This window comes from Arthrobacter sp. BF1, from assembly GCF_056680215.1.
Genome location: NZ_CM155271.1, coordinates 2,609,013 through 2,633,560, shown reverse-complemented (window position 1 = coordinate 2,633,560; position 24,548 = coordinate 2,609,013). Strand labels below are relative to the sequence as shown.

Sequence of the window (24,548 nt, the reverse complement as noted above, 5' to 3'; positions counted from 1 at the left end):
CTGTGCCGGGCAGCCCATGGCGGGACGCCCCACAGCGAGTCGATAAGCTAAAGGCATGACTTCTGAAGCAACTGCAGTGCCCGTAGTGCGTGCCGACGGCCGCGCCCCCGACCAGCTCCGCCCCATCAGCATCACCCGCGGATGGTCCAAGCAGGCTGAGGGATCTGCCCTTATCGAGTTCGGCAACACCCGGGTGCTGTGCACGGCTTCGCTGACGGCGGGCGTACCGCGCTGGCTCAAGGGGGAAGGCCGGGGCTGGGTGACAGCTGAATACGCCATGCTGCCGCGCGCCACCAACACCCGCTCGGACCGCGAATCGGTCAAGGGCAAGATTGGCGGCCGGACCCACGAAATCTCCCGCCTGATCGGCCGGTCGCTGCGCTCGATCATCGACACCAAAGCCCTGGGCGAGAACACCATCGTGCTGGACTGCGACGTGCTCCAGGCCGATGGCGGAACCCGCACGGCCGCCATCACGGGCGCTTATGTGGCTCTTGCCGACGCCATCCGCTTTGCGCGCGACAACAAGCTGATCGCCAGGAACGCCCAGCCCCTGGTGGACACCATCGCGGCAGTCTCCGTGGGCATCATCGACGGCGTGCCCATGCTGGACCTGCCCTACGTTGAGGACGTCCGCGCCGAGACCGACATGAACGTTGTGGTCACCGGATCCGGGAAGTTCGTCGAAGTCCAGGGCACCGCCGAGGGCGCTCCCTTCGACCGTGACGAGCTCAACCAACTGCTGGACCTTGCCCTGCTGGGCACCACCCAGCTGGCGGCGATCCAGCGCGAAACCCTCGCGGACGTCCTGTGAGCGTGGCTGCCCCCGGCAGCGCGCTTCCGCGACTCGTCCTCGCCACCCACAACAAGGGCAAGCTGCGGGAGCTCCGCGAACTCCTGCGCGGCCAGGTTCCGGGGCTCGACGTCGACACCCAGGTGGTGGACGCGGCGGCGGCGGGTGCGCCGGACGTCGTCGAAACGGGCGTCACCTTCGCCGAGAATTCGCTCCTGAAGGCGCGTGCCGTGGCGGAGGCCACCGGGCTAGTGGCCATCGCCGACGATTCGGGCCTGGCAGTGGACGTCCTGGGCGGGGCGCCGGGGATCTTTTCCGCCCGGTGGGCCGGGCGGCACGGCGACGACGCCGCCAACCTCAGGCTCCTCCTGGACCAGCTCGCCGATGTGCCGGACGCGCACCGCGGTGCGGCGTTCGTCTGCGCGGCAGCGCTGGCCGTTCCCTCCGCGGACGGCACCGGCGGGGAGGTTGTGGAATACGGACAGCTTGAAGGCACCCTGCTGCGCGAGCCGCGGGGCGAGGGCGGCTTCGGCTACGATCCCGTCCTGCAGCCCTTTGGCGAGGACCGCAGCTGCGCGGAGCTCTCCCCGGAAGAGAAGAACGCCATCAGCCACCGGGGCAAAGCCTTCCGGGCGCTCCTGCCGGCGATCGTCGATGCTCTGGCGCGGCAATAGCGCCAGGCATTGCCGCGCGCCGCTGCGGTAGGCCGCAGCAACCAAATGACTGAGGGAGCCGCACACTGTGCGGCTCCCTCAATCGTTTCCGGGTTTAGGCCGGCTAGTCCAGGTTGGTCTTACGTTCCTCGCGGGGCTCATGCTCTTCGAGGAATTCGTCCACGGGATCCGTGTCGAAGTGCGATGCCTGGCGCTTCGCCGACATGCCCCGGAGTACTTCGATGCCGATCGGGAGCACGGAGATGATCACGATGGAGATAAAGATGATGTCGATGTTGTCGCCTACCCAGCTGAACTGGCCCAGCCACGCGCCCAGGAGCGTCACGCCGCCGCCCCACAGCACTGCACCGATGACGTTGTACAGGAAGAACTTTTTCTTGTCCATCTGTGCCACGCCCACAATGACGGGCACGAAGGTCCTGATGATGGGGACGAAGCGGGCCAGGATCAGCGCCTTGCCGCCGTGCTTTTCAAAGAACGCGTGGGCGCTCTGAACGTTCTCGCGCTTGAAGAGCCTGGACTCGGGCTTGTTGAAGATTGCCGGGCCGGCCTTGGACCCAATGAGGTAGCCGGTTTGGTTGCCCAGAATCGCGGCCACGATGATCAGCCCGCACATGCCCCACAGGTTGAACTTGATGGCGCCGGTGGACACCAGCAGGCCGGCGGTGAACAGCATTGAATCGCCTGGCAGGAAGAAGCCCACCAGCAAGCCCGTTTCGGCGAACACAATGGCGCAGACCAGCAGGACCACCCACGGTCCGAGCGGGGAGTCGCGAAGGAAGACATCGGGGTTCAGCCAGTCGGGCAGGAACGAAGCCAGCTGTGGCTGGATGGGTCCTGCACCGCCCAGCATGGGCACGGCAAAGTCACTGATCGCATGAAAGTTCACCTACTTAGGGTACTTGACACACCCGCGCCGCCCGGCGTCGGACTGGTGATATCCATGACAGAGCCGCCCCCGTGACACGGAAACGGCTTCGTCCGGCGGTAAAGTATGGGCCGTGGGACTGGACTTTACGGCGATCGACTTCGAAACGGCCAACGGCTTCCGGGGTTCGCCGTGCGCGGTGGGCCTGACGAAGGTACGGGGCGGGCGTGTTGTGGAGGAAGCGTCCTGGCTGATGCGGCCACCGGCCAACCACGACCACTTTGAGTATCACAACGTCCGGATCCACGGCATCCGCTCCGAGGACGTTGCCGGCTTTCCCCGCTTCGGTGAGCTGTTCCCGGAGATTGGCGCCTTTATTGGCGGTGACATCCTGGCGGCCCACAACGCGGCTTTTGACCTCGGCGTAATCCGTTCCGGCCTGGAGGTCTCAGGCCTGGCAGGCCCGGCCTACGAGTATGTCTGCACCGTGATGCTGTCCCGGCGCTGTTACTCCCTGGTGTCCAATTCACTGCCGTTCGCCGCTGAGGAAGCCGGCGTCCCGCTGGTCAATCACCACGACGCCGCGGAGGACGCCCGTGCGTGCGCCGGCATCCTGATCGACATCGCTGCCCGGAACAACGCCAACAGCATTGCCGAGCTTTATCTCTCGCTGGGCCTGGAGCTGCCCCGTCAGGACGCGTTCGACCCGGCACGCGGCGACATGTCCAAAGCCAGCCTCGCCGCACTGTCCGCCGCTGCGGCCGGCCTCAGCGGAGCACCCGTGCGCCCTTTTATGTCGGGCTGGCCGGAAGAGGGGGCCAACCCGCTCCCCAATGCGGACGCCGAGCCGTCCCACCCGCTGTACGGGCAGACGGTCGTTTTCACCGGGCAGCTCGCCATGGCCCGGCCGGAGGCCAAAGTCCGCTCGGCCGAGCTAGGCGCCCGGCCGGAAAGCCGCGTGACTGCGCGTACTACGGTATTGGTGGTGGGCGACGGGTTTGTGGCCTCCGACCTGCGGTCCGGAAGGCTCACAGGCAAGGCACGGCGTGTCCTGGAGCTACACGACCGTGGCCAGCCCATCGAAGTTCTTTCCGAAGGCGAGTTCCTGCAGATGGTGGGCGGCTACGCAGGTGCGGCGGCCGTCTAGTTCATCGGGCGCAATAAATCTTCCATGCTGCGGCCGCGGCTCCTAGCCTTGCACGATGAGCAAACTGACGAGCGGCCCACGTAGCGGCATCAACTGGTCCGCCGTGTTTGCCTTTCCCAATCCCGTCAATGAGTATGCGGCCCGGATCACCGCGGGCCTGGTGGTGCTCCTTGCAGGCGCCACCCTCCTCTCGGGTTCGGGCTGGGGGCTCCTCCTGATCGCTGCCGGGTTCTGGCTTCGGGTGCTTTTCGGGCCGCGTTTTTCGCCGCTGGCCCTGCTCTCCGTCAAGGTCCTCGCGCCACGGCTGGGCCCCGCCCGCCTGGTGTCCGGACCGCCGAAGCGGTTTGCGCAGGGCATCGGCACCGTGGTCTCCACCGCGGCCTTGATCCTGTTCGCCGCCGGCGCCGCCCCGGCCGCCTGGATTGTGCTGGCGGTCCTGATCGCGGCAGCGTCTCTCGAGGCTTTCGCCGGGTTCTGCCTGGGCTGCGTGATTTTCGGTGTCCTGCAGCGCCGGGGCCTGATCCCGGAGGACATCTGCGAGGCCTGCAACAACGTGGCGCTCAGGCGGTCGTAACACCCACCAGCAGATCGGCCATCCCGCGGATGACTTCAGGCGCCTCGAGGGCCTCGAGCCATTCCGCGGGTAGGGCTGCCTCGCCGTAAAAAGCGCCGAGGATGTTGCCCGCGATGGAACCGGTGGAGTCGCTGTCGCCGCTGTGATTGACTGCCAGCGCGATGGCTGCCCGGAAGTGGTCCCCGGGAGACGCCGCGGCGTCCACGCGGGGTGCCGTGGCCAGGACGGCGTAAAGTCCGACGGCGAACGCTTCCTCCGCGACCCAGCCCTCGCCGAGTTCCCGCACGAGTTCCTCCGGCGCGAGGACGCCTGATTCCGCCCACCGGATTGCCGCTGCCAGGCGCTCCGGAAGCTCCGCCGCCACATCCTTCAGGCCGCGCGCCTGGTCCAGGACCGCCTCCGCGGCATCCTGCAGGCTGTCCCCGGCGACGAGGCGGTGAATGAGGAGGCTGAAGCTGCCGGCACTTTGCCGGGCGGACGGGTGGCCGTGCGTCAGGGAGGCGGCGTCGGCACTCAACTTATAGACGGCGTCGGGCGCTATATGCGGGATTAGGCCGAACGGCGCCGAGCGCATCACGGTGCCGCAGCCTTTCGAGTCCGGGTTGACCGGCCGGTAAACCGTTCCCATTTCACCGCCGGCCAGCCCGCTGATGCACGCGTTCCCGGGGGCGCGGCGGTGCCGGAGAACCACGTTGCCGTCAATCCAGCGCTTTGGCTGCACCGGGGCCGACGACGGCACCGGCTCACCTTGGGTGTCCAGCCAGCGCAGGTACGCCAGCCACAGGCAGGCGTTGACATCGGCACCCACCCCATCATTGGCCCATTCCAGTGCCTCGACCAGTCCGTCCACCGTGTACAGCGTCATTTGCGTGTCGTCCGAAAAGTGACTGCCGCCGTCGAGCATTGCGAGGTCCGTCACGCCGGCGGTGCCGAAGCGCCCGCGGATCACCTCGATGGAGTCAAACTCCACCGCGTAGCCCAGCGAGTCTCCCAGTGCGCCGCCCAGGAGGCAGCCGTGGATGCGGGACTTCAGTGAGGGCGCGCCGGCGCCCGGGTCAATGCTCATACCAGCCAATTTACCGTGACCCGGAAGCGGACCGCGCCTGCTGCCCCGTGGACCATCAACTAAGCTCAGACTCAGCCAATGCCCAGAATTCCTTGGCACAATGCAGAGGCCGCCGCGGAACACTTCCCGCCGGCAGCGACACTTTGCCGCGCAGCGACGCCCCCAACGATAAGGACTGCCCACCATGACCACGTCTGTTCCCGTCCACCATGATTCCGCCTCCGGGCTGCCGGCCGGCAGCGGTGCCGGTGTCCGGCACGGGCTGGTGTCCAGGCTGTCCGCGGAAGCGTTTGGCAGCCTCTTTGTTGTGGTGGCAGGCCTGGGCGTGCCCCTGTTCTCCATTCCCCAGTCCAGCCCGCTGCCCGCCGCGCTCGCAGCCGGCCTGGCGGTGACCGCGGCCATGCTGGCCTTCGGCTACGTCTCCGGCGGTCACTTCAACCCGGCCGTGACGGTGGGCCACGCCGTCGCGGGGCGGATCCGCCTTGGTGACGCGGCAGCGTACATCGCCGCGCAGCTGGTGGGGGCGTTGCTGGGTGCGTTGGCGCTGTTCGGCATCCTCCGGACCCTGCCGGGCATCCAGGACAGCCGGACCGCGTTCGACACCGTGACCGCCGGCTTCGGCGAGCACTCCATCATTCAGGCCCCCATGGCCGCCGTGCTCCTGCTCGAAGTACTCGGAGCCGCCATCCTGGTTGCCGTCTTCCTGGGCACCACTGCCCGCAACAACCTGAACAAGCCGGCCGCCGCCATTGCCGTGGGGCTGGCCTTCGCAGTGTTGCTGCAGCTCGGCCTTTCCGTGGGCAACGCACCCTTCAACCCGGCCCGCGCCACCGCTTCGGCCGTGTTCAGCTCCAGCTGGTCCCTTGAGCAGCTGTGGCTGTTCTGGGTTGCGCCGCTCGTGGGCGCAGGCATCGCCGGGCTCGCCTTCCGTGGCTTCGCCACCGGGGACGCCCCTGCCGCTTCGTTGGCTGATGGTGCTGATGGTGACGGAATTGACGACTCCGAGGGCCTTGACGAGGCTGACACTTCCGACGCAGTGACTCCCGATGCTGTAACTCCCGGGGCCCCTCGAACGCCTGCAGCTGAAGCGCAGACTCGCCGCGATGAGGCCCAGGAATTCTTCGACGGAAAGCGCGGCTAGGAGCACAGGGGCGGACCCGTCAGCGGAGCCATCAGAGACAGTCTGCTGCGGCGGTTGCCTCAACTGTCGGTGGCAGCCGTTAGCGTAGGAATATGCGGTTATTGCACACATCGGACTGGCATTTGGGCCGGTCTTTCCACGGCGTCGGAATGCTGGACGCCCAGCGGTCATTCGTTGATCAACTCGTCAGCGCCGTCTCCTCGCAGGGGATTGACGTTGTCCTGATCGCCGGTGACGTCTACGACCGCGCCCTGCCAGGGGTCGACGTCGTGGGCCTGCTGGACGACGCCCTGGTACGGCTGACAGAGGCCGGCGCCACGGTGGTGCTGACCAGCGGCAACCATGACTCTGCCATCCGGCTGGGCTTCGCCTCCCGCCTGCTCGAACGCGGTGGAGTGCACCTGCGGACCAGGCTGGCGGACCTGGACCAGCCGCTGATCCTGCCCCTGGAGGCGGAGGGGGCTGCGCCCGCCGGTGGGGTGTCCGGCGGGGAGGCCGACGTCGGTGCAGGCGGCAATGAAGCGCCCGGCGCCGTGCTGGCCATCTACGGAATTCCTTGGCTGGAGCCGCGCCTTGTCGCCGAACAACTCGGTGCGGAGCCGGCAAGCCACTTCGCGGTCACGCGTGCGGCCACTGACCGGATCCGGGCTGACCTGGCCCGGCGCAGCGCAGAAGGAACGGTCCACTCAGTGGTCCTCGCCCACACGTTCGCCAGCGGCGGCATCAGCTCGGACAGCGAGCGGGACCTCAGCATCGGGGGAGTGGGCGCGGTCCCGCTGGACCTGTTCGACGACTTCAGTTACACGGCCCTGGGCCACCTGCACGGCCGGCAGACGCTGTCCCCGACGGTCAGGTATTCAGGCTCGCCCCTGGCCTACTCCTTCTCGGAGGCGAAGCACATCAAGGGAAGCTGGCTTGTTGACGTCGGTCCGGAGGGCGTCACCGGCGTCTCGGAGCTTTCCTGGGAGGCTCCGCGGAAGCTGGCGGTGCTCCGCGGTGGCATTTCCGACCTGCTTGAGTCCGGCGATCATGCGTGGGCCGAGGACGCTTACTGCCAGATCACGCTGACTGATGCGCAGCGCCCCCAGCAGGCCATGGAGCGGTTGCGGGCGCGCTTTCCGGACACGCTGGTCCTGGGTTTTGACCCGCAGGGCGGCTCCGCCAAGGCGTCCCCAAGTTACAGCACCCGGCTTGCCGAGGCCCAGGATGACCTTGCGGTCTGTTGCGGCTTCCTGGATCACGTCCGGGGCCGGGATGCGGACGACGCCGAGCGGCTGGCTCTCACTGCGGCTCTGGACAATGTGCGTCTCCAGGAGGCATCGCTGTGAGGATTCACCGCCTGACCATCTCCGCGTTCGGACCGTTTGCCGGCACCGAAGAGATCGACTTTGACAGGCTCAGCGCCCACGGCCTCTTCCTCCTGAACGGGCCCACCGGGGCTGGCAAAACCAGCGTGCTGGATGCGGTCTGCTTCGCGCTGTACGGGTCCGTGCCTGGCGCCCGGCAGGACGGCAAACGGCTCCGCAGCGATCACGCCGAACCGTCGCTGGAGCCTGCCGTCACCTGCGAATTTTCCGCCCAAGGCCGGCATTTCGAGGTCACCAGGTCACCGGCCTGGGACAAGCCGAGCGCCCGCGGCAAGAACGGCTTCACTACGCAACAGGCCAAAACGCTGCTCCGGGAACGCATCGCCGGGGCGTGGACGGACAAATCCGGACGCAACGACGAAGCCGGCGCCGAGATTACGGCACTGCTGGGCATGGACCGGGAGCAGTTCACCAGGGTGGTCATGTTGCCCCAGGGCGACTTCGCCGCGTTCCTGAGGTCCAAGGCGAGTGATCGCCTGGAGCTGCTGCAGAAGCTTTTCGGTACACAGCGGTTCGAAGCGCTGGAGCAGGAACTGTCGGCCCAGGCGCAGGCCGCGCGGAACGACGTCGCGAAGCTGAACGGGGAGCTTGAGTTGCTCGCGTCGCGTGCTGAGGCAGAAGCCTCAGCACTGATTGATGGCACAGCCGCTGAAGAGGCGGCTACTGAAGCGCCAGGGGCGGCGGGCGGGCCGGCACCTGAGGAACCAGGCGCCCGGATCGGCTGGCTGCAGGCAGCGGTGGCTGGGCGGGCCACAGGACTATCCTCGGCAGCGGAGGCTGCGGCTTCAAGGAGTAAATTCGCGTCAGCCCGGCTCGAAAAGGAAGCGGTGCGGCGCGAACGTCAGCGCCGGCTCACCGCGGCCGAGGCCCGGAAGGCTGCCGTTGAGGCTAGCCTGCCCGGCCTGGAGATGAAGGCCGCGACGCTCGAACGGCACCGCGGCGCCGAGGTGCTCAGCGGACAGCTGCAGGCTGTCCGGTCAGGGGAAACCCAGGTCCGGCACGCTGCAGGGGCCCTCGAAGCCGCCATCACGCTCTTGCGGCTGGCGGCGGGCGAAGACCCCGAACTCGAACAGCTGGACCTGTCCGCTTTGGATGCGGACGGTGCTGTGGACGCCGTCGTCGGTCTTGATCTTGCGGGCGAGCTCAGCCGGATCCGTTCCCTGTTGGCTGTGGTTGAGGCGCGGCTGCCGGACGAAGAGCGGCTCCACACGCTGGCCGCCAGACGCACCTCACTCGGGACCCAGCAGCAGGAACTCAGCCAAACAGATGCTGCGTTGGGCGAGCTTCTCGGAAACCTGCGGGCGGAGCAGTCGGACCTGACGGCCGGACTGCAGCAAGTGGAAACGCTGGCCTCGGCAGCGGTGCTGCATGCGAAGGAAGCAGCTGCAGCGGAAGAACTCCTGGACGTTGTCCGGCGGTACAAAGCGGCAGTCAAGTCGCAGGCGCAGGCTGCGCAGCGCCACTCGGCGTCCCGGGAGTTCCAGCTGGAGACGAAGGCCCGCTGGCTGGACCTGCGCGAAGAAAGGCTTGCCAATGCTGCCGCCGAACTCGCAGCCCAACTGGCCGAGGGGGAGGCTTGCCCCGTCTGCGGCAGCGAAGACCACCCCGCTCCAGCGGAAGCGGCAGCGTCAGCTCTCGGGCTCAGCCAGGCCGAGGAGGCCGCGCAACACGCCAACGAGAACGCGGAGGCCAAGCTGGCAGCGGACAGTACCGCGCTGGGCGACGCAAACCAGTTGGTGGCAGTCCTTGTCGGCCAGGGTGGCGATACCCCGGAGGAGGAGGCGGTGCAGGCGGTGGCGGCAGCCCGTCACGCCGCTGACCAGTCCCAGCAGGCCGTGAAGGAACTGGCAAAGCTCCGGCAACGGATCGACGCCCTGGATGCCCGGATTGCGGCGACGGAAGCTTCCAAGCACACCGGCGCCGCCAGTCTTGCTCAGGTCACTGCCGCGATTGCAGAGGTGGCGGAGAATCTGGCCTCCCTGGACCAGGCCCTGTCCGGCCTGCGCGGTGGCCACCGCAGCCTAGTGCGCAGGCTGCGGTCATTGCAGGAGGCCGCGGCCACGCTGGAGAAAGCCGTGGAAGCCCGGGCCCAGCTGGAGAAGGCCAACGCCCGCGCAGAGGAAGCCCGCCAGGAGCTCGAGCGAGCGTTGCCGGACGCCGGCTTCGGCACCGCCGAAGAAGCCAGGGCACAGTTGCTGGCGGGGGCAGGGGCGGCGGCCCTGCAGGCTGAGGTCCGTGCCGGCCAAGACGAACAGGCGCGCCTTGACGAGCTTTTCGCGTCTGAGGAGCTGGTGCTGGCATTGAAGGAAGCGGCTACAGACCCGGCAGTAGACGACGATCTGGTGGCTGAGCTCCAGGCCGCCGCCACGGGGGCCAGCCAGGAGGCCCGCGACGCCGACCTTGCCGCCGGAATGGCTGCACGCTGCGTCGAGTCGCTGGCTGCAATCGGCAACGAGTACGGACAGCTCGCCGGTTCGGCGCGGGGGCCGAGGGAACACGCCCTTCTACTCACGGCGCTGGCAGACGTCGCCGCCGGGCGCGGCGACAACACCTATCGCATGAGCCTGAACAGCTACGTCCTCGCGGCACGGTTGGAGCAGGTGGCGCTGGCCGCTTCGGAACGCCTTGTAGCCATGAGCGACGGCCGCTACCTGCTGCAGCATTCCGATGCCAAGGCAGCACGCGGGGCAAAGTCCGGGTTGGGCCTGGAGGTGGTGGACCAGTGGACCGGGCACCGCCGCGACACCTCCACACTGTCCGGCGGTGAATCCTTTATGGCGTCCCTCTCCCTCGCCCTGGGTCTGGCGGACGTTGTCCAGCAGGAATCCGGCGGCATCCAGATCGACACGCTCTTTGTGGATGAAGGCTTCGGCAGCCTGGATGAGCAGTCACTGGAACAGGTCATGGATGCGCTGGAAGGCCTTCGCGACGGCGGACGCGTTGTGGGCCTCGTCAGCCACGTGGGGGAGATGAAGCAGCGCATCGGAACGCAACTGCAGGTCCTGAAGGGAAGAAACGGTTCCACTCTCAGGATCTCCGACGCGGCCGACGTCCTGGTGTAATCCCGGTATAATTCGAGGGTTACCGGGTTTCGCGCATCGGGAGGAGGGACGATGCGCATGACTGAATGAGCCCGAAATCTTGAACCCCACACCTCTGTCTTCTGTGTCTGCCCCTGTGTCAATGCCCGCGGAAGCAACTCTTACAACGGCTGTCCCGGCTTCCTCCACCGCCTCGGCCCCGGCGCCTGCCGGCCGCTTCGCCAGGCTTCCGCACCTCGCGGGCCGCAGCTTCATCCCCCTGGGCCTGTTCGCCCGGCTGCCACTTGCCATGCTCACGGTGGGCGCCCTGACTCTTGTCACTTCGGCCACCGGTTCGTACGCCCTGGGCGGCATGGCAGCCGGAGCTGTAGGGATCGGCTCTGCCCTCGGAGCGCCGGTCTTCGGCGCCCTCGCAGACCGCCACGGGCAGCGTCCCGTGCTTCTGGTGGCCGCAGTACTTAACGCTTTGGCCGTCATGGGCCTGATCGGTTCGGCATGGATTCCCGCCAATGAATCCTTCCCCGCCGCGCTGACGGTAGCGGCCTTCCTCGCCGGCGCAACCTGCCCGCAGGTCGGGCCGCTTGCCCGCGTCCGCTGGATGGCCCTGACGTCCCGGGACGGGGGCAAACACGCCGGGCGGGATCTGGACACAGCTTTGTCCTACGAGGGCACGGCCGACGAACTGACCTTTGTCCTGGGCCCGGCCCTGGTGGGCATCCTCGCGAGCCTGGTGGCCCCCTGGCTGCCGCTGGCACTGGCCGTTGTTATGACCGTGACGCTGGTTCCTGCCTTTGCCGTGCACCCTACCCATAAAGCGGTTCCTTTGAAGCGAGCCACCGGAGCCGGGGTGGCGAGGATTCCTGCCGCCGTTGCCGTGCCCGTCCTGGCCATGGTGGCCATGGGGACTTTCTTCGGTTCCACGCAGACGGCCCTGAGCTCTTTTTCCGCCAGCTTCGCCAGCTCCGAAATCGCCGGCTTGCTGTATGCCGTGATGGGCCTGAGCTCCGCCGCTGCTGCCCTGTCTGTGGCCTACTGGTCCAGGCGGTTCAAGCCTGTGGCCCGCTGGATGGTCAGCGCGGCCGTGATGGCGGCCCTCTCCCTGCTGCTTGTGGTGCCTGACTCGCTGGGCGGGATGGTCGGCGTGTTGCTGGTCCTGGGACTGCCGGTTGGGCCCGTCATGGTCACGGTCTTTACCATCGGCGGAATCGTTGGCCCCGCAGAGAGGTTGGGAACGGTGATGACTGCCCTGGCCAGCGGGATTGTGGCGGGCACTGCGCTGGGAGCCTTCCTTGCGGGCCAGCTTGCCCAGGCGCAGGGCTACCAGGCGGCCTTTGTGGTGCCTGTTGTTGCTGCGAGTGCCCTGTTTGTGCTCGGTGTGGCCGCTGCGGCTTTGCTCCGGCACCGCCGGCACCAGGGGTCGAAAGCTTAGGCCCGCAGAAAGCTGATTGCATCCTCGTCGGTCAGCTGTTCGAAGTGCCGGTAGAAGCTTCCCACTGCGCGGAATTTACCTGGCAGATGCAGGCACAGCACGGCATCGCAAACCTGGGACACCGCGGTGTAGGCCTCCACTGACCCGACCGGGGTGGCGGCCACCACACTTGCCGCGCCGGCCGAACGGACGGCCTCCGCCGCGGCGCGCATCGTTGCTCCGGTGGCGAGTCCGTCGTCGATCAGGAGGACCGTCTTGCCCGCGAGATCGTGGCTGATCTCTGGGTACGTTTCCGTCCGGCGTAGGAGTTCGGCCCGCTCACGGGCCTCCACCTCATCCAGCCACTCCTGACGGACGCCGTGCTCAAGGACACGGGCCATAAGCGGACGGTTGAGGAGCCGCACTACGCGGCCCCCGGACCACGCCAGGGCACCGTACGCTGTTTCATCGTGGCCGGGAATGCCGAGCTTTCTGACCAGGACGGCCCCAAGAGGCAGATAGAGGGCCTTGGCCGCTGCGGCCGCAACCGGGATGCCCCCCCGTGCCAGTCCCAGCACGATGGCATCAGGGCGTTCCCGAAACTGCGTCAGCACCGCAGCCAGCTGCTCACCGGCATCGGTGCGGTCTTCAAAACGCGTGTTCATGGGCCCCTCTCCGGCTGTTTCCGCCCCGTTTCCAGCCTACCTTCTGCGGCCGCGGCGGGAGGCGGGTAGTCCGGCTGTGGGTCAGAAGAGGGCGGCGGTCACGGCCTCCGTGATGTCGTGGATCACTGCGGTCCGTTGCGGAACGTCTCCCAAGTCGGTGCCCTTGGTATAAACCACCAGCACGTAGCTCCCTGCTGAGGTTGAAAGGATGGCCGCGTCGTGGAGTTCGTCGTCGAGGAGCCCGTATTTGTGGAACACGGTCACGCCCGCCGGGACCGCCGCCGGAATGAGGTCTTCGAAGTTGGTGTCCTGCATGTAGGACAGGAGCTGTGCCGTGTGTGCCTGGTTGAGAAGCCTGCCTTCTGCCAGTTCCGCGAGGAGGTGCGCCATGTCGGCGGTGGAGAGCGTGTTCACCTCGGCGTCATAGGTGATGTCGAGGGAGGCCGCGTATTCCGAAAGCCTGGCCAGGCCCACGGCATCCATGAGCAGGCTCCATGAGTCGTTGTTGCTGTCCTGGATCATGGCCTGGATTTGGAATCCCGAGGTGAAGTCGCCCAGCTCATCCCCGAGCGAGGCCGAGCCATCCTCCACCAGGCTGTAATAGGCCGCGGCTGTCAGGACCTTCGCCGTGCTCGCTATCTGGAAGGGTTCCCGGACGCCGTACTGATGGAGTTGACCACCGACGGTATCCATCAGCGCGACGCCCACCTGATACTGGCTGTGGGCGGCGATGATGGCTTCTACGGCGTTGTCGAGGTCCGCGTCACTGGCCGCAGCGCCTGCCCCGGCGGCAGAGGCACTTGAAGTCCGCGATGCCCCGCCTGGCGTCGGCAGGGCATGTGCCAGGGTGTAGACGCAGGCAATCAGCGTCACGGCGAGGAACGCGGCGGCGGCCACCAGGACGGAACGGCGCCGCACTGCGGCTGACGCGCCGCGGGAGCGCAGGTGGTGTGGATCGTGCATGTGCCGATCCAAACAGGGGAACCTATGCGGGAGCTAAGAAAAACCTGTCAGGCGTTGGATGGCCGGAAACACTAGACACCCAGGAAGGAGATGGCACCCTGCTTGAATGCCCGGCTGGTGATGGCGTTGGTGTGGTTCCGGCCCAGCAGCACCAGCTGTTCGGCCATCGACCCCACCCCGAGGCCGAGCTCGGCAAGCTGGGGCATGGTGGTGGCGCGTTCGTCCTTGTCGCCTGCCACCAGGAGCATGGGCATATGCGGCACGGCTTCGGCCGGATCGAAGGGCTCGGCCTTGATGGCTTCCACCAATGAAAGCAGCGCGAAGATGTTGTTGCTGGGTAGGAGCATGGCCATTTTCAGCAGCCCGGCCGTGGACTCGTCCGCGATCGGCGTGCCGTCGGCGAGGTAGCGCTGGGCGCCGATGAGATCGAAGGCAGCCAACGGATCTGCGATGTTCGGTCCGCCCAGCACCATGCGGTGGACAAGCTCGGGCTGAGTGGCGCCGAATTCCCAAGCCAGCCGTGAGCCCAGCGAATAGCCCACGACGTCAACCCCGCTGGCGGGGTCGCCTTCGTGCACGGGCCGCACACCGGCGTCGAACACTATTTGCAGCAGATCCGCGCGGATCCGGCTGGGAGTATAGGAGTCAAGGTCCTCCGGGGCGCCGCTGCGGCCATGCCCGGGCAGGTCCACGGTAATCACGCGACGTCCTGCTTCCAGGAAGGCAGCCAGCCAGCCCGTATCCTCCCAGTTCAGCTTGCTGGAGGAGGAAAAGCCATGGAGTAGCAGGACGGGCCGGAGCCCTGCATCGGTGGCCGGATCATGCACCTCCACGTACAGCTGGGGGTCGGTGCCCTCCACGGTGTGCGAATGCATTTCGCCGGTGTGCCTGCCGCTCATAGTGTCAGTCCTCGTCAAATACGGCGCGCAGGCGGACCCGGCGCTTCGGTGCGTCATTCCCGCACCACTTTACCTGCCTGCGGACCGGGCCGTTCAACAGCGGATTTACCGGTTTCCACCCTCCCAACTGGGTAGCAGTAAGTGTCGTTTTGCGGGCTCATAACGACATGTGCTGCTACTTACTTGGGCTGGCGGCTCCGGGCGGCAACCCGGGCACCGAGCCAGCAGGCCCCGGCAATGCAGGCGACCAGGACAAACGTGCTCAGCAGTTGGAGCCGGCTGCTTTCGGCGCTGAAGCCGACGGCGAAGATCAAGGCAAGCAACACCAGTCCGAACACCGTCAGGCCGGGGAAACCCTTCATCCGCAGGGGCAGTCTGGTCCCGTCCCGGTCCGCCCGGCGCCGGAGAATCAGTTGCGAGACCAGGGCCGTGCCCCACACCACCAGGCACGTGGACCCGACAAGTTGGAAGAGTGCCGGCAGGATCCGGTCAGGGAACAGGAGTTCAAGGACGGTGGCGAAGAAACCGAAGGCCACGGAAACGGCCACCGCTGTCACGGGCACGCTGGCACCGCTCAGGCTCGCCAGGAAACGGGGCGCCTCGCCGCGGTCCGCTAGCGAGTACACCATGCGGGAGGCGCCGTAGAGGTTCGCGTTCAGTGCGGAGAGAAGAGCGACGACGGCCACAAGGGTGATGGCTGTACCGGCACCCGGGATCCGGGCCGCGTTAAGCACGCCCGCGAAGGGGGAGGCCAGGCCCTCCGAAGTGACCGGCAGGACGGCTGCGATGACAAAGACGGAGCCGATGTAGAAAATGAGGATGCGCCACAGCACCGTGCGGACAGCCCTGCCCACGCTGTGCTCCGGATCTTCAGTTTCCGCGGCGGCCACGGCCACGATTTCGGTCCCGCCAAAGGCGAAGATCACCACGAACAGTGCCGTGGCGATGCCGCCCAGCCCGGCGGGGGCAAAATCGGACGTGATGTTTGCCAGTCCCGGCGAGGCGACGTCGGGGAGGATGCCCAGCAACAGCGCAGCCCCGACGGCGAGGAACAGGACGATGGCGGCAACTTTGAGGATGGCGAACCAGAATTCGAATTCGCCGAAGTTGCGGACCCCGGTCAGGTTGATGGCGGTGAACGCCACCATAAAGATCAGCGCCAGTGCCCACACCGGGATGACAGGCCAGACGGTAAACAGCAGCCCTGCCGCGCCCAGGGCCTCGGCGGCGATGACCACCACCAGCTGGAGCCACCACAGCCAGCCCACGGTGGCGCCGGCCGTTTTGCCCAAGGCCCTTTCGGCGTACACGGAGAAGGCCCCGCTGTTGGGATTCGCCGCAGCCATCTCGCCCAGGGCCCACATCACCAGAATGATCAGCGTCCCGGCAACCAGGTAGGACACCAGAACGGCTGGCCCTGCTGCATGGACCCCGGCCCCGGAACCGAGGAACAGCCCGGCACCAATTGCACTGCCGAGGGCCATCATGGTGAGCTGCCGGGGTTTCATGTTGTGGCCGAGGTGGGATTCCGGACGCGCTGCTGTGGACTTCGATGTCATGCCTGTGAACCTTCTTGGGGATAGAGGCCCCCTGAAAAGGGACCTCTTGAATTTACCCCCTCCGCCGGTGGTCCGCGAAACATTTTGACTCGCAGGAAAGTGGTCGTAGAATTAGTTCTAGTCAAAGTGACTTTAACTAAGCGACGATGCGGAGCCCGGCAGCAGGAAGTGGGTGAGTAAGCATGTACACGAGTTCTGCCAACGTTTCCGAACGGGCCACGGCGGCACCACTGCTTGCCATCTCCACTGTCATCTTCGCCCTGCGCCCCAGCGAATCTTCGGGCCGCCCCACGCTGTGGATCCCGTTGGTCCGCCGCATTCGTGAGCCGTACAAGGGTTTGTGGGCACTTCCCGGCGGACCCCTGGCCCACAACGAATCGCTGCAGGACGCTGCCTCGCGGAACCTGCGGGAGACTACCGGGCTGGCCCCGAGCTACGCGGAGCAGCTCTACGCATTTGGCGGCCTGCACCGTTCGCCCTCGCAGAGGGTGGTGTCGATCGTCTATTGGGCGCTGGTCCAGCCCACCGAAGCTGCCTTGGCCGACGAATCGGAAAACGTGAAGTGGTTCCGGGCTGACAAGGTTGCGGAGCTGGCTTTCGATCACAACGCCATCGTGGACTACGCGCTCTGGCGGCTCAGGAACAAGCTGGCCTACGGTTCGGTGGCCTACCACTTCCTGGGGGAGTACTTCACGCTCGCCCAGGTCCGGGAAGTCTACGAAGCCGTCCTGGACACCCGCCTGGATCCGGCCAACTTCCGCCGCCAGCTCAAATCCACGCCGGAGATCGAAGAAACCGGCGAATACCTCCAAGGCGGCAAACACCGCCCGCCACGTCTTTACCGCTTCACCGGCCGCCCCGGCCTTGACCCCGATAACAGGAGCACACCATGAGCAGCGTCAACGCAGCCATCCAGCTGATCACACGCGAGCAGGCTGAGACCGCGGTCAACGCCGCGACCGGGCGCGCCGCCGCAGGCAAGGCGCCTGCCACCTGCGGCCCGGCTCTGGCGAAAGGCCCGTGGGAGTACGATCTTGCCGAGGCACGAAGGGGCGCCCCCGCCTACGGCCCCGGCGCCTCCAGCTCGGACGTTGCCCCGGCCGCGACCCCCCGCCAGGGCCAGCTGCCGGAACAGTACAAGCTCGCCAGTGATGCCGAGCTGGATGTCCGCATTCGCGCCGCCAAAGAAAAACTGGGCGACAGGGCAGTGGTCCTGGGCCACTTCTACCAGCGCGACGAGGTCATCCAGTACGCCGACTTCGTGGGCGACTCCTTCCAGCTTGCCAACGCCGCCCTCACCAGGCCCGACGCCGAGGCCATCATTTTCTGCGGCGTGCACTTCATGGCCGAGACCGCGGACATCCTCTCCACCCCGGACCAGGCCGTCATCCTGCCCAACCTCGCCGCCGGCTGCTCCATGGCGGACATGGCGGACACGGACTCCGTGGAGGAGTGCTGGGAACAGCTTGAGGAAATCTTCGGTACCGAGGCCGACGCCGAGGGGCGGGCTCCCGTCATCCCGGTCACCTACATGAACTCCTCCGCAGCCCTGAAGGCTTTCTGCGGCCGCAACGGCGGCATCGTCTGCACGTCCTCCAACGCAAAGCTGGTCCTGGAGTGGGCCTTCGAGCGGGGCCAGCGGGTGCTGTTCTTCCCCGACCAGCACCTGGGCCGCAACACAGCCAAGGCCATGGGCGTGCCGCTGGAGCAGATGCCCATGTGGAACCCGCGCAAGGAACTCGGCGGCAACGACGAACAAGCACTGCTCGATTCCCGCGTCATCCTGTGGCACGGCTTCTGCTCCGTGCACAAGCGCTTCAACGTCGGCCAGATCGAGAAGGCCCGTGCCGAGTTCGCCGGCGTCAACGTCATCGTCCACCCCGAATGCCCCATGGAAGTTGTCGACGCCGCAGACTCTGCCGGTTCCACCGACTTCATCAAGAAGGCGATCGCCGCGGCCACCGAGCCCACCACTTTTGCGATCGGCACCGAGATCAATATGGTCAACCGGCTCGCCGCCGAGTACCCGCAGCACACTATCTTTTGCCTGGACCCCGTGATCTGCCCCTGCTCCACGATGTACCGGATCCACCCCGGCTACCTCGCCTGGGTCCTGGAGGAGCTCGTGGAAGGACGCATCGTCAACCGCATCACGGTGGACGACGCAGTCCAGGACAACGCCAAGATTGCACTCGAGCGTATGCTCGCCGCCCGCCCGCTGTAGTACCGGAAACCGAAACGAGCCAGCCATGACAGCAGAGAGCCGAGCCACCGGGCCGCGTCCCCAGCGGCTGATCGTCGTGGGGAGCGGCATTGCCGGACTGTACGCCGCGCTGCTTGCCGCCGATGCCGGTGCGGAGGTAGTGCTGCTGACGAAGGGCGCGCTCGCGGACAGCAACACCTACTACGCCCAGGGCGGCATCTCCGCCGTCCTGGATGAGCCGGCTCCCGGGGACACCGTGGCCGCGCACATCGCGGATACGCTCAAGGCCGGGTCCGGCCATTGCAATGAAACGGCCGTCCGCGTGCTCTGCACCGAGGCCCGTTTCGACATCGCCGGACTGCAGCGGTTCGGCGTGCGATTTGATCTGGACGACGACGGCGATCCCGCCTTGGGCCTCGAAGCTGCCCATTCCGCGCCGCGGATCCTGCACGCCGGCGGCGACGCCACGGGAGCCCGCGTGGCCCAGGCACTGATCAGAGCTGTCCTCGATGCCCAGGCCGGTGGCCGGATCCAGGTAATCGGCTCCGCCCAAGTGACGTCCCTGCTTCAGAGCGGCGGCCGAGTCTCCGGGGCCAACTTCCTCCTCGACGGGCGGGAACTGGGCGTCCACGGCGACGCCGTCCTCCTCGCCACCGGGGGAGCAGGGCGGCTGTTCGCCCAGACCACCAACCCCGCCGTCGCCACCGCGGACGGCCTGGCCCTCGCCTGGCGTGCCGGAGCCGCCGTGGCAGACCTGGAGTTCTTCCAGTTTCACCCCACCTGCATGGTCCGGCCTGCCGACACCCGAGAACCCGATGACAACTGCGCCGGAACCAACACAGACCCCCTGCTGATCTCCGAAGCCGTCCGCGGCGAAGGCGCCGTCCTGGTGGACGCCCACGGCGAACGGTTCATGCCCGCCTACCACCCCGACGCCGAGCTCGCCCCCCGGGACGTGGTCTCCCGCAGCATCGCCCTGCACCTGGCCGCGCTCGGCGACCCCAACGGTCACGTGTTCCTCGACGCTCGCGTGATCGAGGCCAGCCGGGGCAAAGGGTTCCTCGCCAAGCGGTTCCCCACCCTCAGCGCCCGCACCCGCGAGGCCGGCATCGACTGGACCCGCGAACCCGTCCCCGTCGCCCCTGCGGCGCATTACTGGATGGGCGGGGTTGTCACCGACCTTCACGGGCGTACGTCTGTGCCCGGGTTGTTGGCTGCGGGGGAAGTTGCCTGCACCGGGGTTCAGGGTGCCAATCGTCTTGCCAGCAACTCTCTCCTCGAAGGCCTTGTCTTTGGACGCCGAGCTGTTGAAGCGTTCCTAGAGGACGCGTTGGGTTGGGTGTCGTCCGATGCTGTTCCTCCGCTCGCTGTCTCGGCCGCGGGCGGCCTCCCCTTGACGCTCGCTTCCGGAACACCCTCGGACGACGATCGGCCGCGGTACTTGGGTGCAACCACCGATGAATTGCTCTCCTTGAGTGCCTCGGCGCCCGCGCCGACTTCATGGCGGTTTGAAACTGGCCCGGCACCTGAGCCGGTTGAGATGTCGTTTGTTCAGACTGAACCCTTTTCCCGGGATGCTCTTCGGCGGCTGATGACTGCCAATGCCGGGGTGATTCGGGATGGGTCTTTGTTGCGGGAGGCGTCTGGTTTGTTGGGGGGATGGGCTGCTGATGTTGTTCCTTTGCAGGCGCCCGATTCGTTGGATGTGCCGGAGCATGAGGATGCCAATCTTTTGCTGGCTGCCCAGCTGCTGGTGCATGCAGCCCGGGAGCGGCCGGAGTCCCTTGGCGCGCATCACCGCAGCGACAGCCGGGCGGCCGCTGCCGCCGTCGAACCTTTTGACCAGCGTTACACCATGAGCCGGAAAGCGAGCCTCGTCCAATGACCAGCCTGACCCTCCCCGCCGCACCCGTCCGGGACATCCTGGGAAGGGCGTTTGCCGAGGACGCTCCCAGCGGCGACATCACCTCCCAGCTGCTGATCCCGGCCGAGGCCCGCGCCACCGCAGTGCTCAACGCCCGGGTTCCCGGGGTGTTCAGCGGGGGGACCGTTTTCCGGGATGCGATGACGCTGGTTGACCCGGACACCGAGGTGGAGTTGCTGCTCGCCGATGGTGAAGCGTTCGACGCCGGCACGCACCTTGCGCGTGTCACCGGCAGCGCGCGCTCGGTGTTGCTCGCCGAACGCGTGGCGCTGAACCTGGTCCAGCGCATGAGTGCCATCGCCACCAAAACGGCTGAGTTCGTGGACCTCGTCGAAGGCACGAAGGCCAGGATCACGGACACCCGCAAGACCACCCCCGGACTGCGGGTACTCGAGCGGTATGCCGTGCGCTGCGGCGGGGGAGCGAACCACCGCTACAGCCTGTCCGACGCCGTGCTGGCCAAGGACAACCACCTCGCCGTCATGACAGGGGGAGACCCCGCCAAACTCACTGGCCTGCTGGCTGCGGCGAAAGCACAGCTGGGGCACACCACGCACTTCGAGGTGGAGGTAGACAGTGCTGACCAGATTGAACCCGTGCTCGCCGCCGGTGTGGACACCATCATGCTGGACAACTTCACCATCGATGAGCTTCGCGCCGGAGTAAAGCAGGTCGATGGGCGGGCCATCGTGGAAGCCAGCGGCAACGTGAACCTGGGGACGGTCGCGGACATCGCCGCCGCCGGGGTGGACGTGATTTCGATCGGCGGGCTTACCCACAGCGTCGCCGCGCTGGACCTGGGCCTGGACGTCGAACTGAGCGCCGGCTGACCCGGCCATGATCTTCCTCGATGCCGCCGCCACCACACCCGTCCGCCGGGAGGTTCTGGAGGCCATGTGGCCTTTCCTGAGCGGTGATTTCGGCAACCCCTCCAGCCACCACTCGCTGGGCGAGGCCGCTGCGGCCGCGCTCGCGGATGCCCGCGCGGCAGTAGCCAAGGTGCTGGGCTGCCGGCCCGGTGAGGTCACCTTCACCTCCGGCGGCACGGAGGCGGACAATCTTGCCGTCAAGGGGATCGCGCTGGCCCGGCAGGCGGCGGACCCGTCGCTCAACCGGGTGGTGATCAGCGCCGTCGAACATCCCGCCGTGGAGGAGTCCGCACGGTATCTGGAGCGGTTCCATGGCTTTTTCGTGGACGTGGTCCCGGTGGATAGCACCGGGCTGGTGACGTCCCCAGCGCTCGCTGCTGCTCTTCGGCCGGAGACGGCGTTGGTGAGTATCATGTACGCCAATAACGAGGTTGGCACCATCCAGCCGGTTGCGGAACTGGCGGAACTGGCGCGCGCCCACGGCATCCCGTTCCACACCGACGCCGTCCAGGCCGCAGGGTGGCTGCCCCTGGATGTCAAGGCGCTGGGAGTGGATGCGCTGAGCCTTTCCGGCCACAAACTGGGCGCGCCCAAGGGCTGCGGCGTGCTGTTCGTCCGCGGCCGGACCCGCATCGAACCGCTGCTGCACGGCGGTGGCCAGGAGCGCGGCCGGCGGTCCGGAACCGAGAACGTGGCCGGTGCCGTGGGCCTGGCCATCGCCTTGGCACTGGCGCAGTCAACTCAGCTGCAGACCGCAGACCATGTGACTGCCCTGCGGGACGGCTTCATCCGCGATGTCCTCGGATCCGTTCCCGGAGCTCTCCTGACCGGTCACCCCGCCGAGCGATTGCCGTCCGTGGCGTCGTTCTGTTTTCCGGGGACCAGCGGAGAGTCGGTGCTTCTGGAACTGGAGCGGCAGGGGGTGGTGTGTTCGAGCGGGTCTGCGTGTGCCGCGGGCTCCGACGCGCCCTCTTCGGTCCTGACGGCACTCGGTTTCGAGGCGGAGGTCGCCCAGACGGCGGTGCGGTTCAGCTTCACCTCAGCGGTGACCGCAGCGGAACTGGGGCAGGCGGCGGAAGCCGTGGGCACCGCCGTCGGAAGCGTCCGGAACCTCGGCCGCGGCTAACGCCTCCCGCCGGCCCAAGTAAGTAGCGCTATCTGTCGGTTTGGGCCCTCAAAACGACAGATAGCGCTACTTGGTTGGGAGTGGGAGCTCAGATGTGGCGGGCGCGGCGGAAGATCCAGTGCCGCAGCAATGTGAACCGCACGGCCGTGGCAACAAACCCGGACAATGTGGTGGTCCAAAGCTCGTCGCTGACAGTGGCCGCCGGATGGACCGCGTGCAGGATCCCCAGGCTGCTTCCGGTGATGACCAACGCGATGGCGATGAGAATCAGCCCGTTCAGGTGATCCTGCGCCCGCTTCCGGTCGGACGTGATCTTGAAGGTCAGCCGGCGGTTCAGGGCGGTGTTCATGACGGATGTCACGATGAGCGCTGCTGCGTTGGCGAGCTGGGGATCAATCCACTGCCGGAACACTGCGTACAGTGCCAGCGAGGATGCGGTGCAGATGACACCTACCCCGGTGAAACGGATGAGCTGCCGCACCGCCGGAAACCTGAGGATTCCGCGATAGTGCCTGGTGGCTGGCGCGCGGCGGGCGGACTGCTGCGTCAGCTGGGCGCTGGGCGCAGGAGGGGATTCCATGGGTCCAGCCTGACAGATCAGGCGGCCGTTTCCTCCCAAGACGCAGCTTTGACGGGGTTGGCGAGTTCGCCGATACCCTCCACCCGGCACACCACGGTGTCGCCGGGGTGGATACGGGCGCATTCAGCCGGGAAGCCGGTGAGCACCAGGTCGCCTGCATGCAGGGTCATGAAGGAGCTGAGATAGACCAGAATTTCGTCCACCTTCCAGCCGAGGTCGGCGCTGCTGGCGGGCTTGAGCTCGGTGCCGTTGTGGACGATGCCAATGGAGAGGTTGGCGTCATCGAGTCCGGAGACGATCCAGGGCCCAACGGGGGTAAACGTGTCCTGGCTCTTGGCGCTGATCCACAGGTCATCCGACTTCTGCAGGTCCCGCGCGGAGACGTCATTTCCGATGGTGAAGCCCAGGACGGCGCTCCGGGCGGTTTCCAGCGTCAGGCCGCGGACGGTGCGGCCGACGACGACGGTCAGCTCGGCTTCCGGGTCGACGTAGCCAACGGTGGAGCTCAGCTCAATGGCGTCACCGGGGCCGATGACGCTGGTGGCGGCCTTGTGAAAAGCCTGCGGCGGGAGGTCCCGCCCGGGCTGGCCGGTGTTGTGTGCCATGCCCAGGACATTGGCGGGCACCGAGGGTGCCAGGAAGGTGAACGAGTCCTGCTCCACTACAGTGCCGGCCTCCCAGCCGGAGCGTGCCGGGCTGTTCGCGTTTGCCCGGGAAGCGGCGAAGGGGGACTCGACAACTGTCCAGGACCGTCCGGCCTCCGAACTGAAATCGGGGGCGTCGTTGGCCACGTAAAAATGCTCGTCGGCAGCAGCAGGTGACACTGGGCGGACGCGGGCAACACGGCGGAGGGCGGTGGAAGTCATGAAGACATCCTACGTCCTTGGGGATGTCTGACGGCGGCCGGACCCGAATGCGTGGCCAGCGGGAGCCGGCTCAGTACAGCTCGCCCACCGGGATCTCCACGGCCAGGCGGTTGGAGGGCCCGGGCAGCGGGCAGGCCCAGGCATCGTTGTACGCGCATGACGGGTTGTAGGCGAAGTTGAAGTCCAGGACGAACTCGGCGCCAGGCCCGGAGCCGTGGACTCCATGGAAGGCGCCCTTGATGGTGTCCAGAAGGTAGCGTCCGGCGCCGTAGGTGCCGCCGGGCTTACCGGCGGTGGCATCGCGGAACGGAACGAAAATTCCGCCCCCGTAACCGTGTAGCTTCCATACTCCGAGCTGGCCCAGTTCGGGAAGGTCGAACGTGCCGAGCCGGATGAACCGGATCAGGCCGTCCGTGGTGGTCTCGGCGGTCATCTCCCGCCCTGCCCCTTCAGGAGTCAGCGGAACGTAGAACCGGTAGACAGGATCGTAGTCCGCCGTCTTCAGGCCGGAGAACTGCGCCTTATCCTCAGCCGTGAGGGCTGAGGCCGGGTGCGTCGCGAACATGCGGTCGCGTTCATGCCGCCACAGCGAGTGGGCCTCGGCGGGGTCATCGGCGGCAATTCTCCGCACAGTCTCGTACAGGGCAAACGTCCGGAGCCGCCAGTCCGCGATCTCGAGGGCAGAGATATCCGCCAGGCCAACTTCTTCCGTGCCGTAATGCTCATCCCTCATGCTCCCCAGCCTAGCCCCTTGGCTGCGGGGAATGGCCGACGGCGACACGAGGCACCTGCCCCCGGGTCCCCCCTTCATCTGC

The 24,548-nt window shown here is 67.0% G+C and carries 22 protein-coding genes; 13 read left to right on the top strand and 9 right to left on the bottom strand.

Going from position 1 to position 24,548, the window contains the following annotated elements; genetic code table 11:
- Positions 1–55: 55 nt before the first annotated feature.
- Together rph and rdgB are read left to right on the top strand one after the other, a co-directional pair.
- On the top strand, positions 56–814 hold the full coding sequence (rph, locus tag AC1MCD_RS12335; protein WP_498672311.1) for a ribonuclease PH: 759 nt from the start codon (positions 56–58) through the stop codon (positions 812–814).
- A complete protein-coding gene (gene rdgB / locus AC1MCD_RS12330; RefSeq protein WP_498672310.1) occupies positions 811–1,467 on the top strand; it encodes an RdgB/HAM1 family non-canonical purine NTP pyrophosphatase in 657 nt (218 codons plus the stop codon). Before rph ends, rdgB begins: the two co-directional genes overlap by 4 nt.
- Before the next feature lie 103 nt (positions 1,468–1,570).
- On the opposite strand, the gene AC1MCD_RS12325 is transcribed toward rdgB, so the two are convergent.
- Positions 1,571–2,341, bottom strand: coding sequence for a DedA family protein (locus tag AC1MCD_RS12325; protein WP_498678320.1), 771 nt, complete (start codon positions 2,339–2,341; stop codon positions 1,571–1,573).
- A 127-nt stretch (positions 2,342–2,468) separates the two neighbouring features.
- Here AC1MCD_RS12325 and AC1MCD_RS12320 point away from each other — a divergent pair, with 127 nt between their 5' ends.
- Entirely contained in the window at positions 2,469–3,482 is a 1,014-nt protein-coding gene (locus AC1MCD_RS12320) for a 3'-5' exonuclease (RefSeq protein ID WP_498672308.1), read from the top strand.
- 55 nt (positions 3,483–3,537) lie between these two features.
- A complete protein-coding gene (locus AC1MCD_RS12315; protein WP_498672305.1) occupies positions 3,538–4,056 on the top strand; it encodes a DUF4395 domain-containing protein in 519 nt (172 codons plus the stop codon).
- Here the strand turns inward: AC1MCD_RS12315 and AC1MCD_RS12310 are convergent.
- Positions 4,043–5,122, bottom strand: a complete 1,080-nt coding sequence (locus AC1MCD_RS12310) for an ADP-ribosylglycohydrolase family protein (protein WP_498672303.1) — start codon at positions 5,120–5,122, stop codon at positions 4,043–4,045. The two genes, AC1MCD_RS12315 and AC1MCD_RS12310, sit on opposite strands and share 14 nt — an antisense overlap.
- Positions 5,123–5,306: 184 nt before the next feature.
- Here AC1MCD_RS12310 and AC1MCD_RS12305 point away from each other — a divergent pair, with 184 nt between their 5' ends.
- The 4 genes from AC1MCD_RS12305 to AC1MCD_RS12290 all read left to right on the top strand — a co-directional run bounded on the left by AC1MCD_RS12305 (position 5,307) and on the right by AC1MCD_RS12290 (position 12,100).
- Positions 5,307–6,263: an MIP/aquaporin family protein gene (locus tag AC1MCD_RS12305; protein WP_498672301.1), complete on the top strand. Its 957-nt coding sequence runs from the start codon at positions 5,307–5,309 to the stop codon at positions 6,261–6,263.
- Positions 6,264–6,355: 92 nt separating this feature from the next.
- Positions 6,356–7,591, top strand: coding sequence for an exonuclease SbcCD subunit D (locus AC1MCD_RS12300; RefSeq protein WP_498672299.1), 1,236 nt, complete (start codon positions 6,356–6,358; stop codon positions 7,589–7,591).
- Complete coding sequence (locus tag AC1MCD_RS12295; protein ID WP_498672296.1) at positions 7,588–10,692, top strand: AAA family ATPase; 3,105 nt, start codon at positions 7,588–7,590, stop codon at positions 10,690–10,692. Before AC1MCD_RS12300 ends, AC1MCD_RS12295 begins: the two co-directional genes overlap by 4 nt.
- A 121-nt stretch (positions 10,693–10,813) precedes the next feature.
- The gene (locus tag AC1MCD_RS12290; RefSeq protein WP_498672294.1) at positions 10,814–12,100 is read left to right on the top strand and encodes an MFS transporter; all 1,287 of its coding nucleotides are present in this window, start codon (positions 10,814–10,816) and stop codon (positions 12,098–12,100) included.
- On the opposite strand, the gene AC1MCD_RS12285 is transcribed toward AC1MCD_RS12290, so the two are convergent.
- From AC1MCD_RS12285 to AC1MCD_RS12270, 4 genes are all read right to left on the bottom strand, one after another.
- Entirely contained in the window at positions 12,097–12,744 is a 648-nt protein-coding gene (locus AC1MCD_RS12285; RefSeq protein ID WP_498672292.1) for a phosphoribosyltransferase, read from the bottom strand. The two genes, AC1MCD_RS12290 and AC1MCD_RS12285, sit on opposite strands and share 4 nt — an antisense overlap.
- A gap of 81 nt (positions 12,745–12,825) precedes the next feature.
- The gene (locus AC1MCD_RS12280) at positions 12,826–13,707 is read right to left on the bottom strand and encodes a serine hydrolase (RefSeq protein WP_498672289.1); all 882 of its coding nucleotides are present in this window, start codon (positions 13,705–13,707) and stop codon (positions 12,826–12,828) included.
- A gap of 71 nt (positions 13,708–13,778) precedes the next feature.
- The gene (locus AC1MCD_RS12275) at positions 13,779–14,606 is read right to left on the bottom strand and encodes an alpha/beta fold hydrolase (protein WP_498672288.1); all 828 of its coding nucleotides are present in this window, start codon (positions 14,604–14,606) and stop codon (positions 13,779–13,781) included.
- Positions 14,607–14,785: 179 nt separating this feature from the next.
- Positions 14,786–16,165 carry an amino acid permease gene (locus AC1MCD_RS12270; protein ID WP_498672286.1) on the bottom strand — a complete coding sequence of 460 codons (1,380 nt, stop codon included), beginning with the start codon at positions 16,163–16,165 and terminating at the stop codon, positions 14,786–14,788.
- A gap of 182 nt (positions 16,166–16,347) precedes the next feature.
- Here AC1MCD_RS12270 and AC1MCD_RS12265 point away from each other — a divergent pair, with 182 nt between their 5' ends.
- Genes AC1MCD_RS12265 through AC1MCD_RS12245 form a run of 5 tightly spaced genes read left to right on the top strand, consistent with a single transcriptional unit; the run spans position 16,348 to position 22,287 of the window.
- The gene (locus tag AC1MCD_RS12265) at positions 16,348–17,058 is read left to right on the top strand and encodes an NUDIX hydrolase (protein WP_498672283.1); all 711 of its coding nucleotides are present in this window, start codon (positions 16,348–16,350) and stop codon (positions 17,056–17,058) included.
- A complete protein-coding gene (gene nadA, locus AC1MCD_RS12260) occupies positions 17,055–18,389 on the top strand; it encodes a quinolinate synthase NadA (protein WP_498672281.1) in 1,335 nt (444 codons plus the stop codon). Before AC1MCD_RS12265 ends, nadA begins: the two co-directional genes overlap by 4 nt.
- Positions 18,390–18,414: 25 nt before the next feature.
- Positions 18,415–20,253, top strand: a complete 1,839-nt coding sequence (locus tag AC1MCD_RS12255; protein ID WP_498672279.1) for an L-aspartate oxidase — start codon at positions 18,415–18,417, stop codon at positions 20,251–20,253.
- Positions 20,250–21,122: a carboxylating nicotinate-nucleotide diphosphorylase gene (nadC, locus tag AC1MCD_RS12250; protein ID WP_498672278.1), complete on the top strand. Its 873-nt coding sequence runs from the start codon at positions 20,250–20,252 to the stop codon at positions 21,120–21,122. Before AC1MCD_RS12255 ends, nadC begins: the two co-directional genes overlap by 4 nt.
- Before the next feature lie 7 nt (positions 21,123–21,129).
- Positions 21,130–22,287 (top strand): cysteine desulfurase family protein, encoded by a 1,158-nt coding sequence (locus AC1MCD_RS12245; protein WP_498672277.1) that lies wholly within the window; start codon positions 21,130–21,132, stop codon positions 22,285–22,287.
- An 88-nt stretch (positions 22,288–22,375) separates the two neighbouring features.
- Here AC1MCD_RS12245 and AC1MCD_RS12240 read toward each other — a convergent pair whose 3' ends face one another.
- The 3 genes from AC1MCD_RS12240 to AC1MCD_RS12230 all read right to left on the bottom strand — a co-directional run bounded on the left by AC1MCD_RS12240 (position 22,376) and on the right by AC1MCD_RS12230 (position 24,466).
- Positions 22,376–22,867: a GtrA family protein gene (locus AC1MCD_RS12240; protein WP_498672276.1), complete on the bottom strand. Its 492-nt coding sequence runs from the start codon at positions 22,865–22,867 to the stop codon at positions 22,376–22,378.
- 17 nt (positions 22,868–22,884) lie between these two features.
- On the bottom strand, positions 22,885–23,733 hold the full coding sequence (locus AC1MCD_RS12235; RefSeq protein ID WP_498672273.1) for a fumarylacetoacetate hydrolase family protein: 849 nt from the start codon (positions 23,731–23,733) through the stop codon (positions 22,885–22,887).
- Positions 23,734–23,803: 70 nt separating this feature from the next.
- Positions 23,804–24,466, bottom strand: a complete 663-nt coding sequence (locus AC1MCD_RS12230) for a DUF1684 domain-containing protein (protein WP_498672271.1) — start codon at positions 24,464–24,466, stop codon at positions 23,804–23,806.
- Between the last annotated feature and the right edge of the window lie 82 nt (positions 24,467–24,548).

What these genes read in the sequence shown, in the direction of transcription:
- nadC (WP_498672278.1), top strand. Translation starts at nt 20,250, where the DNA reads ATGACCAGCCTGACCCTCCCCGCCGCACCCGTCCGGGACATCCTGGGA.
- AC1MCD_RS12270 (WP_498672286.1), bottom strand. Translation starts at nt 16,165, where the DNA reads ATGACATCGAAGTCCACAGCAGCGCGTCCGGAATCCCACCTCGGCCAC.
- nadA (WP_498672281.1), top strand. Translation starts at nt 17,055, where the DNA reads ATGAGCAGCGTCAACGCAGCCATCCAGCTGATCACACGCGAGCAGGCT.
- AC1MCD_RS12290 (WP_498672294.1), top strand. Translation starts at nt 10,814, where the DNA reads ATGCCCGCGGAAGCAACTCTTACAACGGCTGTCCCGGCTTCCTCCACC.
- AC1MCD_RS12240 (WP_498672276.1), bottom strand. Translation starts at nt 22,867, where the DNA reads ATGGAATCCCCTCCTGCGCCCAGCGCCCAGCTGACGCAGCAGTCCGCC.
- AC1MCD_RS12315 (WP_498672305.1), top strand. Translation starts at nt 3,538, where the DNA reads ATGAGCAAACTGACGAGCGGCCCACGTAGCGGCATCAACTGGTCCGCC.
- AC1MCD_RS12305 (WP_498672301.1), top strand. Translation starts at nt 5,307, where the DNA reads ATGACCACGTCTGTTCCCGTCCACCATGATTCCGCCTCCGGGCTGCCG.
- AC1MCD_RS12235 (WP_498672273.1), bottom strand. Translation starts at nt 23,733, where the DNA reads ATGACTTCCACCGCCCTCCGCCGTGTTGCCCGCGTCCGCCCAGTGTCA.
- AC1MCD_RS12255 (WP_498672279.1), top strand. Translation starts at nt 18,415, where the DNA reads ATGACAGCAGAGAGCCGAGCCACCGGGCCGCGTCCCCAGCGGCTGATC.
- AC1MCD_RS12230 (WP_498672271.1), bottom strand. Translation starts at nt 24,466, where the DNA reads ATGAGGGATGAGCATTACGGCACGGAAGAAGTTGGCCTGGCGGATATC.
- AC1MCD_RS12265 (WP_498672283.1), top strand. Translation starts at nt 16,348, where the DNA reads ATGTACACGAGTTCTGCCAACGTTTCCGAACGGGCCACGGCGGCACCA.
- AC1MCD_RS12280 (WP_498672289.1), bottom strand. Translation starts at nt 13,707, where the DNA reads ATGCACGATCCACACCACCTGCGCTCCCGCGGCGCGTCAGCCGCAGTG.
- rph (WP_498672311.1), top strand. Translation starts at nt 56, where the DNA reads ATGACTTCTGAAGCAACTGCAGTGCCCGTAGTGCGTGCCGACGGCCGC.
- AC1MCD_RS12275 (WP_498672288.1), bottom strand. Translation starts at nt 14,606, where the DNA reads ATGAGCGGCAGGCACACCGGCGAAATGCATTCGCACACCGTGGAGGGC.
- AC1MCD_RS12285 (WP_498672292.1), bottom strand. Translation starts at nt 12,744, where the DNA reads ATGAACACGCGTTTTGAAGACCGCACCGATGCCGGTGAGCAGCTGGCT.
- AC1MCD_RS12245 (WP_498672277.1), top strand. Translation starts at nt 21,130, where the DNA reads ATGATCTTCCTCGATGCCGCCGCCACCACACCCGTCCGCCGGGAGGTT.
- AC1MCD_RS12300 (WP_498672299.1), top strand. Translation starts at nt 6,356, where the DNA reads ATGCGGTTATTGCACACATCGGACTGGCATTTGGGCCGGTCTTTCCAC.
- AC1MCD_RS12310 (WP_498672303.1), bottom strand. Translation starts at nt 5,122, where the DNA reads ATGAGCATTGACCCGGGCGCCGGCGCGCCCTCACTGAAGTCCCGCATC.